The sequence below is a fragment of the Paenibacillus sp. FSL R5-0923 genome (genome assembly GCF_038009145.1).
Lineage (GTDB): Bacteria > Bacillota > Bacilli > Paenibacillales > Paenibacillaceae > Paenibacillus_AQ.
The window spans coordinates 2,205,697-2,218,188 of the sequence record NZ_JBBPAT010000001.1 but is presented as its reverse complement, the minus strand read 5'-3'; the positions used below and the strand labels follow the sequence as shown (position 1 = coordinate 2,218,188).

Genomic DNA, 12,492 nt, shown 5'->3' with positions numbered 1-12,492 from the left:
TGGTTAGCGATTATCCAAACTGTCAACATAAACTCGGCCTTTATGGTCTATGGAGCAAAGAAATACATCCCGAAAATCTGATACACCCTTTTGGCGGATCTGTGTTCTTAACCAGAACCTTGTTTTTCCTATCATCTCTAAATTATGATCCTGGACCTTTCCATCCATAATCAATGGAATAGGAAGCCCTTCATATCTGATTTTGTTCTTTGGCAGTTTAACTTTCTGACTGCTTACATCAGCATCCTCATCGGTCTTATTGTTCTCAGCAACTGAACTGCTATTGCCTGTTTGATTGGAAGATGAAAGTCCTTTGTCTTTCTCGATAACGGTAAGCTGACCACTGGGCTCCAGAATCGCAAATTCCACATCAGCAGGACTAGCGATGTTCTGACCACGCAATTGCTGCAACAGATCATCAATATTGTACCTTTGTTTACGCATCTCTCCCCGGTGCAGCTTGCCTCCAGAAATAAGTATGCTCGGTTTACCGTCCATTAACAGCCGAATCTTTCTACTCTTAAGACTGAGCTGAGCAACCACAACTTGAATGATAACCAGTGTGGCCATCGGAACCAGACCTTCGTAAATCGGGCGATTAATATCCTCGATCACAAAAACAGCAATCTCAGCAATCATAATTGAGATCGTTAGATCAAATACAGACAGCTTACCGATTTCCCTCTTCCCCATGATACGCATGCACAGGAATATGAAGAAATACATCAGCACGGTCAAGAAAATATGGGTAGTGATATGCTGGGACATATAGCTTCGCTCCCCTCCACTCTCACCCGCAGACTTGTTTTCTCGGGCGGATTAATGTAACCCTATTCTGACCGCTCAGCACAGGGAACATTCGGAAGTTCACATATTAATTAATGGTAAAAAGGCTACAATGCCCATTCTTGTACTATTGGGGCAAGCCTCCCCATACAATGAATAATAACTTATGTAGATTATTTTTCTAAAAAAACTTTAGGAGGTTGTACCATGTATTTAATCCGGCGCCTGTTCTCATGGAGAATAGCCAATCCTGTATTGTCTGGCCTATGTCGATCATTCCTTTGGATGCTGCTTGGCGCGTTTGTCCTCTCTCTTTTATTATGGGGCAGCGGTCTGAAGGAGCAGGATCTCTCAATGTACACTTATATAGTGCACGGCATAGCCGCAGCATTCGGAGGACTAACCGCCGGTCGCAGAGCCACGAACAAAGGCTGGTATCAAGGAAGTCTTACAGGAATCTTTTACGGGATTATCGTTCTGTTAATTGGATTTCTGGCACTGGATAGCTCACCCTCTGGTGTTGACCTTCTTTGGGTTCTAGCTGCGGCAGCAATTGGTGCACTTGGCGGAATGTTTGGGGTTAATTTACAGAAAAGCTAAAATTATTATTCCATAAAATTCGAAACATTCCTTGGAAATATGTTAAACTGTGATCATCTGACTTCATAAAGAGAATCAAGGAGGCTTCGAATGCTTTGTTTTACCAATCAATGAATCATATTGTTTTGTACACAGTTGCATTAGTAGTGATATTAGTATGGATTGGCGCTCGTCGAAATCCAATCATGGCATTAGTTGAAATTGGGAAAGAGATGCTGCAATCCTATAAGTTTCTGCTACTGATGGTAGGCATGTTTGGTGTACTGGTCTTGAATAAATATGAACTACAAATTGAAGAAAAAATGCATCTCACCTCAGACTATACATCATTTATATTTGGACTAGAGGGGCATTTTGTCCAAGTTGTTCAGGATATATTCTATAGTCCATGGCTAACGCCTATCATAGTTTTCTTCTACATCTTCATGCTTCAATCTGTACTAGCAGCTTCTCTAGGTGTCTATCTGTTAGATAAGAACCGTGTGATGCTGTACGCAACCTGCTATGCTATTATCATTAACTATGCTGTAGCAATTCCATTCTACCTATACTTCCCTGTAAATGAAGTATGGTCCTATGTACCTGCAGGCGTTAAATTTACTATGCTGGATGTATTTCCGAAGTTTGAGCAAGAGTACCGCCCTCTATCCGGTCTCAACAATTGCTTCCCGAGTCTACATACGTCCATTTCCGTTACGATGGCATTACTGGCATTCCGTTCAGGAAACCGCCGGTGGATGGTTATTACGAGTATTTCCGCAGTCGTAATCGTCTTTGGTATATTCTATCTGGGCATTCATTGGCTTACAGATATGATAGGCGGCACTCTGCTAGCAGTCCTAGCTTCAACAGTTGGTGTACAGCTTGCCAAATTAACCTTACGGGGACGTGAAGAATCGCTCACCGTTCGCAGCCGAATAACGGATATGCGTTAAACCCATAGATCACGATGAAAGATGAACGTCAAAAAAGCGGTGTCATTCTCTTAATGAGAAGACACCGCTTTTTATGTACTTTTAAATAACGAAACTATACTTTCTCCTCCACGTCCGTGGCAACGGAGTGACTAATGGAACCGCGATCAAAGGTCAGTTTAGTTACATCATTGACCCGTAGAACCACGATATCATCGGAAATCTCCATGATCGTACCGTGAAGACCACCAATAGTAACGATTTTATCGCCCTTTTTCAGAGACTTCAACATTGCATTACGTGTTTTGGTCTTCTTCTGTTGCGGACGAATCAGCAAGAAGTAGAATACTACAAACATAAGTACGAATGGACCTACAAGACCCAGTATACTACCTCCGCCTGTTGTTGCTGCATATTGAAACATATTTCTCCCCCCCTTTCAAAGCACATTAAAACATGGACCTCAACGAAGCTTTAGAAGCCTTTAAGATTATCATATAATCCGTATTTAGCAAAAAACTCATCGCGAAAATCAAGCAGCCGATCTTCCTTGATGGCTTCGCGCACTTTACGCATCAAATCCAACAGGAAGTGCAAGTTATGGTATGTCGTCAATCTAAGTCCGAAGGTTTCATCGGCTTTGATTAGATGGCGCAAATAAGCGCGGGAATAATTCCGGCATGTATAGCAGTTGCACTCCGGATCAAGCGGCCCAAAATCGCGGGCATACTTTGCGTTGCGTACAACGAGTCTTCCCTGACTGGTCATCGTTGTTCCATTACGAGCAATACGGGTAGGCAGGACACAGTCGAACATGTCCACTCCCCGGATTGAACCTTCCAACAGCGCATCCGGTGAACCAACGCCCATCAAATAGCGAGGTTTGCCTTGTGGCAGCAGGGGAACTGTATAATCCAGCACTTCATACATTAGCTGCTTGGACTCTCCGACGCTGAGCCCTCCAATAGCATACCCCGGGAAATCCATGGAAGTCAAATCTGCCGCGCTCTGACGGCGAAGATCCTCATACATACCTCCTTGAACGATAGCGAACAGCCCTTGATCATTCGGGCGAGCATGACTTTTCAGGCAACGTTCTGCCCAGCGTGTTGTACGCTCCAATGATTTTTTCACGTAGTCATATTCCGCTGGGAATGGAGGACACTCATCGAATGCCATCATGATATCAGAGCCAAGTGCGTTCTGAACTTCCATAGCTACTTCAGGAGACAAGAACTTCTTATCCCCATTTAGATGGGAACGGAAATGAACGCCTTCTTCGGTAATCTTGCGCATGTCACTAAGCGAGAATACTTGAAATCCGCCGCTATCCGTTAGAATGGGACGGTCCCAGTTCATGAACTTGTGCAGTCCGCCTGCTTCACGGACAATATCATGGCCCGGTCTCAGGAACAAATGGTACGTATTGCTCAAAATAATATGAGCATCCATCTCTTTCAGTTCTTCAGGACTCATTGTCTTGACTGTAGCTTGTGTGCCGACTGGCATAAATGCAGGTGTCTCAATCACACCATGTGGAGTATGGACTCTTCCAAGTCTTGCTCCGGATTGTTTGCACGTTTTGATGTGCTCATAAGTAATTGCTGCCATAAGTTAACCCATCCTCTTACCTTAGTAAATAAACATTGCATCTCCAAAGCTAAAAAACCGGTACTTCTGCTCTATCGCTTCTTCATAAGCAGCTAGAATATGTTCCCGACCTGCCAAAGCACTAACCAACATCACCAAAGTCGACTTCGGCAAATGAAAATTAGTAATTAACGCACTAACTACACTAAACTTATAGCCCGGATAGATGAAAATATCCGTCCAGCCACTACATTCCACTAGTGGACCGCCTTCGCATTGTCTTCCGACTGTTTCAAGTGTCCGACAAGAAGTTGTCCCTACCGCTATAATGCGACCACCTTGTTCCTTGGTAGCATTTATAGTGTCTGCTGTTTCTTGAGACATTACAAAATACTCTGAATGCATAACATGCTCTTCAACCTTCTCTACAGACATCGGACGGAACGTTCCGAGACCTACATGAAGTGTAATATAAGCAATATTTACACCCTTGGCTTCAATCTGATCCAACAGTTCTTTGGTAAAGTGAAGCCCTGCTGTAGGAGCAGCAGCTGATCCTTCATGCTTAGCATAAACGGTCTGATATCGTTCCCGATCATCGAGTGTTTCCTTAATATAAGGAGGCAGTGGCATTGTTCCCAGCCTGTCCAGAATCTCCTGAAAAATACCCTGATAAATGAACCGAAGCGTTCGTCCACCCATATCAGCCTCGTCCTCAATAACAGCACGAAGCTCATCACTAAAGATGATAACCGCTCCTGTCTTGAGCTTTTTACCTGGCTTTACAAGAGCTTCCCAACGATCGTCTCCCAGATTCTTAAGGAGAAGCACTTCAGCTTTAGCCCCCGTATCTTCTTTAGCCCCAAACAATCTGGCAGGAATGACTCTCGTATCATTCAGAACAAGCGTATCTCCCGGTTGAAAATAATTAATAATATCGGTAAAATGCCGGTGAGCCAGCTCCCCATCCTCCTTGTTTACTAAGAGCAGTCTAGAAGAGCTACGGTCAGAGAGTGGTGTCTGGGCAATTAATTCTTCCGGTAAATGAAAATCATATGCGTCTACATTCATGGTCTGTCTTCATTCCTTAACTATAGTAACGTTCTGATAATAGTGTTGCAATATCTGCTTGTAATCATACCCGCTGTCAGCCATGCCTTTCACGCCCCATTGCGACATGCCTAGACCATGACCGTATCCTTGGCCAATGAACAGAAAGCCCGAACTGTTAGTAATCGCTCTGGCTGAGGAATCCCCACCCATCACTACAGTTCCACTACCGTTCACATTAACCTTACCTGATGCAGAGAGTACACCTGCGCTCTGTGAACTTCCAATCGTGCTGGTAGCACCGTCAGCGCCTAATACAGTATAACTTCCGGCTGGTACAATATCAAACAATGTACTTGGCAATCCATTGAACGCAGAACGGAACATATCAGGATATTTCACATCCAGTGCCTGACCATTTGCTTTCACCTGAATCGCTCTTCCAGAAGGGCCGCGCTGAGTGACCTGCAGATTAAGGATGCTGGAAGGAAGCGCGCTAGTTGTTTTACCCTGCAAGCTTTTTAGAAGGTCGGCAGAGGTGTATGGCCCTTTGATCCAGCTATAACTACCGGACTCATAGACTTTGTCTAGAACAACAGCATTCTCGCCTGGATTCAGCTTACCTACCGCACTTACACTACTTTCAACAGCAGGAAGGGGGCGTACATTGACATCTTTAGTGGTAGCTGTCGCTATAGCCAGTCCCGCTGCAGTTTTATTTCCTGTCAATTTAATGTTATCCTCACGTGCGTATCCAGAGGTGCCATTAGCGAGCAGTAAATAATACCACTTCTTAGCGGTCGCGGTAGCTACGACATCCTCTTTGCTGGGAACGCTGGCAAATGCATCTCCACCATTTCCCCATACCTCTGATGGATCAGAGGTTACTCCGCCACTGTTCGAGGAGAACACAGCCTCTATAACTTTACCACCACTCATCAATACTTCACCGGCAGTAGCATCCACTGCCTTAATAATAACTGGAGCCTCTGATCCGATTCCGTTATATACCTGACTCAATGTAGAATCCACTACATTCGCTACTTCGAAACGGTTGCCTTGCGCCATTGCATAGCTTCGGGCGGCGACAGCCTGAGCCTTTAGAGCTTCATCCGGCCAACTGGAGGAAACCTCTCCTCCAACCACTGCATATAAATATTGTTCCAGTGGCACTTCATTGATAACCGCTAGGGAACCTCTCAAATTACTTAGTTCCATATTTCCACGGTAGGTACGCTTGGATCTTTCTTCGAGCTGAATTCCAGCCTCACTGCCAACGGCCAAAAATTTAGCATCATTTCCGGAAACCATATAATGATTAGCCTGTGTCTCGCTGCTAAGGTCCAGCCCAGCATCCAGACGCATGATTAACCCAGGTGAAGTTGCAGCAGACATAGCAAGCTGTGGCAATGCTGCAGACACTGCGGTCTGAACAGCACCCAAATCTTTGTCGTTCGCAGCTTCGCCTACCCATACCTCAAACTGAGCACTGCCATCACTTCCTGAGAGAAACACCTTCCAGGCATCAAAACCAGCAGCTGTAATACTACTCAGAGCAGTATCAGCTTCTTGTTCCGAAAAATAGCGACCCGCCGATAAATGCTTATCCCCTTTCACCGCAGGGGTTTGATCAGCAGGAATGCCGAGTCCTGCCTTTACTACACGGGCAAGTCCATCCTTGGCAGCAGCTTCACTGGCATAGACACCTGTATACAACTGATACACATTGGTTCCATTTCTAGAAATCATATAAATTTGAGGCTTATCAGAGGTGGACTGAAGCTTTTTAGCTGCATCGGCAGCTGTTTTCCAGCTTGAAGTCTCCATTACCTTTACTCTATAACCATCCACACTAACACGAATTCTGCTCTGGGCAGGCACCGATAACAAAGGAGTGCTCCCTGGTTGGTTTGACATCAAGTTGAAGCTTTGTGTCGATAACATAGTTACTACTGGCACGGTAGATTTATATTTACTACCAATATCGGCATAAAGGGCAACTCGTATCGTACTATTAGAATCGGCATGACTGGCACCCGCAGGGATCAAGAGACTTCCCACAGCAATCGCAGCTGCTAGCAATCCTTTGCTTAATGGTGCTATTCCTCTCCATTTCATCTTCGTATGCTTCATCCAGCATCCTCCTTTTAAATGTAGTTACTGACTCAGTGCTGCTCCGGAGGGAGCGGAAGGCCTAAGTGATGATAAGCGGCCGGGGTTACAATTCTTCCACGAGGGCTCCGCTGCAAGAATCCTATCTGCAGCAGGTAGGGCTCATAAACATCCTCAATGGTCTGACTTTCCTCACCAATTGTAGCAGCAATCGTATCCAGCCCTACAGGACCGCCACGAAAGCTTGAAATCATCGCTCTTAACATCTTATGGTCGATGCTGTCCAGCCCACGTGGATCCACTTGTAGCATCTTCAGGGCTTCCCCAGAAATCTCAGGGGTTATAATCCCATCGCCGCGCACTTGAGCAAAATCACGGACTCGCTTCAATAGTCGGTTCGCAATCCGCGGCGTTCCACGGGAACGAAGCGCTATCTCTTCCGCCGCATCTCCGACAATCTCAATCCCTAAAAGATCTGCATTTCGAGCAACAATGAAGCTTAGCTCATCTATGGTATAGAACTCCAAGCGGCTGACCACTCCGAAACGATCACGTAGTGGCGCTGACAGCAGGCCAGCACGGGTGGTAGCACCTATAAGTGTGAAAGGCGGCAAATCCAAGCGTACCGAACGGGCACTTGGCCCTTTGCCGATCATGATGTCCAGCGCGAAGTCCTCCATCGCCGGATACATAACCTCCTCCACCGTCCGGTGTAAGCGGTGAATTTCATCGATGAACAGCACGTCGCCTTCCTGCAGGTTCGTCAGCAGGGCGGCTAAATCTCCCGGCCGCTCTATAGCAGGACCGGACGTTGTTCGTAAATTCACACCCAGCTCATTGGCGATAATGTTTGCGAGTGTTGTTTTACCGAGACCTGGAGGCCCGTAGAGCAGCACATGATCCAGCGCTTCACTTCTCATTTTGGCTGCTTCGATATATATTTTCAGGTTTTCTTTTACCTGATTCTGTCCGATATATTCTCCCAGATAACGAGGGCGTAAACTTAATTCTACGGCTTGCTCGTCCATCATCAAATTAGCGGATATAATCCGGTCATCCATTCCTATCGCTCCCTTTCTTCAAGGATGTGTTCGGCTTTACTTAGCAATATATAATAGCCCAAGTGCTTTCTTCATCAACACATCTACAGTCCCTGTCTCTGCGCCCTCTTTTTTCATAGCGAGCCACACACGGTCCAATTCACTTTCGGTATAACCCAATCCCTTAAGGGCATCCCTAGCCTCTTGCCAAGCTAACCCATCCGATGCTTCTTCCATTGGAACTGCAAATAATCCCGTTTGCATGGAAGCCATACTGAGTCCGTCCAGCTTGTCCTTCAAATCTAGGATCATCCGCTGCGCCGTCTTCTTGCCAATGCCCGGCAGTTTCGTTAAGAAGGTTATATTCTCTTGGTAAATTGCCGAGATCAACTGATCTGGAGTTCCACCTGTCAGTATTCCGAGCGCAACCTTCGGACCGATCCCAGATACCTCAATCAACTTGCGGAACAATTTTTGCTCCTCCCGAGTCGGGAACCCGAACAGAAGCGTCGCATCCTCACGTGTTTGATAATGAATATAGATCATTACAGGCCCTTCTACTTTAGCAAAAGCATAAGGGTTCGGGCAGAACACCCGATATCCTACGCCCTGTACATCCAGCACCACATATTCCGACTCTAAATGAACGACGGGTCCTCTTAAGAAATCTATCATTTTCGCAATACCTCATTTAATTTAGAATTAAGACTGCTCGAATGGGCATGACATACCGCTACCGCGAGTGCATCCGCTACATCATCCGGTTTAGGGATCGCCGATAATTTCAGTAGCAGCTTCACCATTTCCTGTACCTGCCGTTTCTCTGCCTTACCATAACCAACTACAGCCTGCTTCACCATCATAGGTGTATATTCCGAGACGGGTAAGCCACGCTGTACTGCAGCTAATATCGTCACTCCGCGGGCCTGTGCTACTGGCAATGCTGTTGTAACATTACGTGCAAAGAACAACTTCTCTATCGCTACAGCATCAGGTTTATATTTATCAATGAGCTGACCCATGCCTTCATAGACATGCAGCAGACGTTCTTCCTCAGGTGTGTGAGCCTCAGTCTGGATACAACCATATTGGACCGGGGTCAACTTATGACCTTCCTTATCCACAAAGCCAAAACCGACAATCGCCAGCCCTGGATCAATTCCCAAAATGCGCAAGCACGATCTCTCCTCTATAACAGGCAGTTTATTCCACCGTTTTCATCCATTACTCCGCTATGAAGCGAACATATGTATTCCTTCAAACCATTATAGCAAAAATACCCCTTCCGGGAGAAAAAAAGTTTACCCTCTAATGCGAAATGACAACTTTAGGCCTACAATGAGAACCTCAAACTTTCTTATATTTGCAAAAAAAAGCTGCCCTATAGCCATTAATAATGACTTTAGGACAGCTGATATGCTTAAGGATGCTATTGCTTATTCTGCATGACATGTTCGGCAGCCTCACGCGCATAGTCACTGAAGGTGGACAATACGCTGTTGTACTCTTCAATATCTTGTACACGAATGCCCTCATGAAGCTCTTTCCAAATACTTTCCGGCAGAGAGGATTTCAAGGAACCCATATCCATTTGAAAAAAGGTCTTCAGAACCTTTTCCTGTACCGGAGGGCCTTTAAATAATTTCAAGTTCCCAAATGCATCGACCCCGATATAGGCTTCTTTTTTCGTTAGGGTCGATAGATCATTCACTTTTTGTTCCAGCCACAAATCTCCATCACTGCTGATGAAGCCGCTCCATGCAGGGTGTTCGTGAATTATTTTTTTAAGCTGAAGCGGGTTTTTTACACCTGGCAATGTCTGAACTTCTTCCCCAGATACATACGATATTTTTAAATGAACGGTTCTGCTGCGTCCGCTTTGAGCGATCGTCTGCAACAGTTGTTCGTTTTTTATGGTGCTCTTCTCTTTCTCCTCACCGCTGTCCACGCCTACTTTAAATACAGCTGCGGCCAACTCGCTTTCGGCACTATCCGTCCAACTAGAATCCGTCAGCAGTCCACTGATTTCCTCAGGTACCTGCATACTGCGCCATGCCAGTACAGTAAGAGCTAAACAAGCTGCCCCTACCCAAAGCGCCTTTTTCCAACGTCTCCATCGCTGCCAAAGTTGTTTTTTTATGCGCGACACGTTAATCCCTTCATTCTGGTTTTTCCCTATTGTGACCTGAGAAGGGATCATTTATGCGCTTTTCTGTGAATAATCGCTATTTTATCCTAATTGCAAGGTTGACCTTGCAGTATCGTTCAAGCGTTAGGAATAACCGGCAGCTTCACATGGCTTGGATATTCACTATTATGGTAAACAGTCTGCAGCACTGTAATCGCCTCTGAGTCTTCATACGGGTTACCACCAGTATTCGTATTCGGGAAAGCAACGAATTTACTGGAAGAGGTAATCGAAAAACGAATTCGGTGTCCTACCGCAAATCTGTGAGCAATATTCGGCATGAAAATATCGTATGCCTCCACTTGCCCTGGCGTGAGCAGCTCTGGTGCATCAAACCCATGACGATATTTAGCTCTGACAATATAGTTAGATAACCGGATAGAGTCTCCATGTTCATTCACACCACTAAGTGTAACTACCCAATCCGTATCCTTACCTGTGCTAGCGGCGTAGATGACAGCAGACAATTCGCCAGCAATAGTCAATTCTTCCGTCAACACCTCACTAGTGTACACAAGAATATCATTTCGGAGCTCATATTTCCGCAAATTTTCAGGCTCCCGCTCACCGCTATCATTCATAGGATCATTTGGGTTATAGACATAAGTATCTTCTGGAGAGTGTTCCTCTGGCGCTGTGAGCAGCTTCCCATCTCCTTGTCCTGAATTAGCCCGACCAGCACTGGAAAGATAAAACGGCGTAGTTGTAGCTTCAACTGGTGTCCAATCCTCCGACGTTCTCCACTGATTCTCACCAACGACATAATAAGAGGCTCTAGGCTCCTGATCTATTCCGTTCGGAATGCCTTTGAGGAAGCGGTCGAACCAGCGCAATACAGAAACATCATAATCATAGACGACTGCATCATTGCCGAAGCTTACACCCTCATAATCTCTGGCTCGGTTTGGCCCATGCTCCCATGCACCCAGACGGATTTTACGATTTGGCACATCATGTTCAGTCAGCATTCTCCAAGTCTCCGATACGCCAGGGCTGTCGCCATCATACCAGCCTGAGATCACATACATAGGGACCTGCACTTGATCCCCGCGTTCCGTAAAGGTACAGTTTCTCCAGAAATCATCATACTCCGGATGCTGGCTCCACAAATCCCATGGTCCAGATGCTTTGCCGATCATTTGCTGTGGAATCTCCTTAATCGGTCTCGCATCGACGGCCGCTTCTGGGTTCACCGTAATGCCCCCAAAAATATCAAAATCCGTCCGGGTACCCACAGATTGTGCAAGCGTCCAAGACAAGAGTGGCCAAGAGCAAAGCGTCCCACCCTTACGCGCTGTATCTACAAACGGTGAGCCAACATTCACTTCATCCACAACAGCCTTCAAATTAGGGTGCCCACTGGTCGCCGCCGAGACAACCACAAAACCGAGATAGGACGCGCCCCACATTCCAACATTGCCATCTGACCAATCCTGCGCGATAATCCAATCGATCGTATCGTAACCATCATCCCGTTCATTATAAAAAGGGATCAATTCCCCTTCCGAATCCGCCCGACCCCTAACGTCCTGTGACACCACTGCATAACCTTTGTTAGCCCATCTCATAAAAATCTCTTTTTTCCCGTTACGGTCATAACAGGTTCTCACAAGAATCGTCGGCAGCTTGGTTCCCGGCTGAATGCCCTCAGGAAGAAACACATCCGTAGCCAGTCTCACGCCATCACGCATCGGAATCAGATTCGTACCCAAATCATTTACACCATACTCTGGCTTGGACAAAAGGGGATCATCATAAACAACCAGAGGCGTCAGCGTCTCATATCCTGCTTTAACAATCAGCTCGATGCCATACCGATTCGGCGTAAGAAAGGCAATAATCTCACCATCCAAGGTCACAATATCCAGTGCCGTCTCTTTTCGTAGCGCCCATACTTGTGAAGTAAGCTCACGGCCATCCAATACAGCCTGATACTGAATATGCTTTTGATAAAGATCACCATTACTTAGAACTACCTCATCATTGACCCATTCTGCTTTAGCGTAAGCGCCCATGTGTTCGTGGATTTTTTGAAATGGAAGAACGGTCTTGAACTGGCCATCCAGCGCATTGTATTGCATTTGTGTTCGTCTGCGTGGATCAACCTTAGCGAGTTTAATTTGTTGTTCCGTAAAATGTATTTTCCCTGAATAAATGCCAGAACAGTAGAAGTTAAATGTAGTTGTGTTCAAGTATGTTGTCATCTATTTAT

General features: G+C 45.9%; 12 protein-coding genes. 2 read left to right on the top strand and 10 right to left on the bottom strand.

All coding sequences use genetic code 11. The annotated features are described in order from the left end of the window. Nucleotides 1-3 precede the first annotated feature (3 nt). Nucleotides 4-768 carry a DUF421 domain-containing protein gene (locus MKX35_RS09870; protein ID WP_076299702.1) on the bottom strand — a complete coding sequence of 255 codons (765 nt, stop codon included), beginning with the start codon at nt 766-768 and terminating at the stop codon, nt 4-6. A 225-nt stretch (nt 769-993) separates the two neighbouring features. On the opposite strand from MKX35_RS09870, the gene MKX35_RS09865 reads away from it, so the two are divergent. Together MKX35_RS09865 and MKX35_RS09860 are read left to right on the top strand one after the other, a co-directional pair. After that, nucleotides 994-1,386, top strand: coding sequence for a TIGR04086 family membrane protein (locus MKX35_RS09865; RefSeq protein ID WP_042191121.1), 393 nt, complete (start codon nt 994-996; stop codon nt 1,384-1,386). Between the two features lie 95 nt (nt 1,387-1,481). After that, nucleotides 1,482-2,321 (top strand): phosphatase PAP2 family protein, encoded by an 840-nt coding sequence (locus MKX35_RS09860; protein WP_256716318.1) that lies wholly within the window; start codon nt 1,482-1,484, stop codon nt 2,319-2,321. A 94-nt stretch (nt 2,322-2,415) separates the two neighbouring features. Here MKX35_RS09860 and yajC read toward each other — a convergent pair whose 3' ends face one another. The 9 genes from yajC to MKX35_RS09815 form a co-directional block, all read right to left on the bottom strand. After that, complete coding sequence (gene yajC, locus MKX35_RS09855; protein ID WP_076299704.1) at nt 2,416-2,724, bottom strand: preprotein translocase subunit YajC; 309 nt, start codon at nt 2,722-2,724, stop codon at nt 2,416-2,418. A 50-nt stretch (nt 2,725-2,774) separates the two neighbouring features. Continuing rightward, nucleotides 2,775-3,911, bottom strand: coding sequence for a tRNA guanosine(34) transglycosylase Tgt (gene tgt / locus MKX35_RS09850; RefSeq protein ID WP_042130504.1), 1,137 nt, complete (start codon nt 3,909-3,911; stop codon nt 2,775-2,777). A 21-nt stretch (nt 3,912-3,932) separates the two neighbouring features. Continuing rightward, the gene (queA, locus tag MKX35_RS09845; protein WP_076299705.1) at nt 3,933-4,961 is read right to left on the bottom strand and encodes a tRNA preQ1(34) S-adenosylmethionine ribosyltransferase-isomerase QueA; all 1,029 of its coding nucleotides are present in this window, start codon (nt 4,959-4,961) and stop codon (nt 3,933-3,935) included. Nucleotides 4,962-4,970: 9 nt separating this feature from the next. After that, nucleotides 4,971-7,073, bottom strand: a complete 2,103-nt coding sequence (locus tag MKX35_RS09840; protein WP_081382904.1) for a SpoIID/LytB domain-containing protein — start codon at nt 7,071-7,073, stop codon at nt 4,971-4,973. Nucleotides 7,074-7,105: 32 nt separating this feature from the next. Further along, a complete protein-coding gene (ruvB, locus tag MKX35_RS09835) occupies nt 7,106-8,113 on the bottom strand; it encodes a Holliday junction branch migration DNA helicase RuvB (RefSeq protein ID WP_042191128.1) in 1,008 nt (335 codons plus the stop codon). A gap of 36 nt (nt 8,114-8,149) precedes the next feature. Next, nucleotides 8,150-8,767 (bottom strand): Holliday junction branch migration protein RuvA, encoded by a 618-nt coding sequence (gene ruvA, locus MKX35_RS09830; protein WP_076299706.1) that lies wholly within the window; start codon nt 8,765-8,767, stop codon nt 8,150-8,152. Next, complete coding sequence (gene ruvC, locus MKX35_RS09825) at nt 8,764-9,267, bottom strand: crossover junction endodeoxyribonuclease RuvC (RefSeq protein WP_036677679.1); 504 nt, start codon at nt 9,265-9,267, stop codon at nt 8,764-8,766. The genes ruvA and ruvC overlap by 4 nt, the downstream gene beginning before the upstream one ends. Before the next feature lie 254 nt (nt 9,268-9,521). Continuing rightward, a complete protein-coding gene (locus MKX35_RS09820; protein ID WP_179086702.1) occupies nt 9,522-10,241 on the bottom strand; it encodes a BofC C-terminal domain-containing protein in 720 nt (239 codons plus the stop codon). Between the two features lie 116 nt (nt 10,242-10,357). Beyond that, nucleotides 10,358-12,484: a CocE/NonD family hydrolase gene (locus MKX35_RS09815; protein ID WP_076299707.1), complete on the bottom strand. Its 2,127-nt coding sequence runs from the start codon at nt 12,482-12,484 to the stop codon at nt 10,358-10,360. Nucleotides 12,485-12,492: the final 8 nt, after the last annotated feature.

Excerpts from the sequence above, each read along its gene's own strand:
- ruvA (WP_076299706.1), bottom strand. The coding sequence starts at position 8,767 with ATGATAGATTTCTTAAGAGGACCCGTCGTTCATTTAGAGTCGGAATAT.
- MKX35_RS09840 (WP_081382904.1), bottom strand. The coding sequence starts at position 7,073 with ATGAAGCATACGAAGATGAAATGGAGAGGAATAGCACCATTAAGCAAA.
- MKX35_RS09865 (WP_042191121.1), top strand. The coding sequence starts at position 994 with ATGTATTTAATCCGGCGCCTGTTCTCATGGAGAATAGCCAATCCTGTA.
- MKX35_RS09815 (WP_076299707.1), bottom strand. The coding sequence starts at position 12,484 with ATGACAACATACTTGAACACAACTACATTTAACTTCTACTGTTCTGGC.
- MKX35_RS09870 (WP_076299702.1), bottom strand. The coding sequence starts at position 768 with ATGTCCCAGCATATCACTACCCATATTTTCTTGACCGTGCTGATGTAT.
- ruvB (WP_042191128.1), bottom strand. The coding sequence starts at position 8,113 with ATGGATGACCGGATTATATCCGCTAATTTGATGATGGACGAGCAAGCC.
- yajC (WP_076299704.1), bottom strand. The coding sequence starts at position 2,724 with ATGTTTCAATATGCAGCAACAACAGGCGGAGGTAGTATACTGGGTCTT.
- queA (WP_076299705.1), bottom strand. The coding sequence starts at position 4,961 with ATGAATGTAGACGCATATGATTTTCATTTACCGGAAGAATTAATTGCC.
- tgt (WP_042130504.1), bottom strand. The coding sequence starts at position 3,911 with ATGGCAGCAATTACTTATGAGCACATCAAAACGTGCAAACAATCCGGA.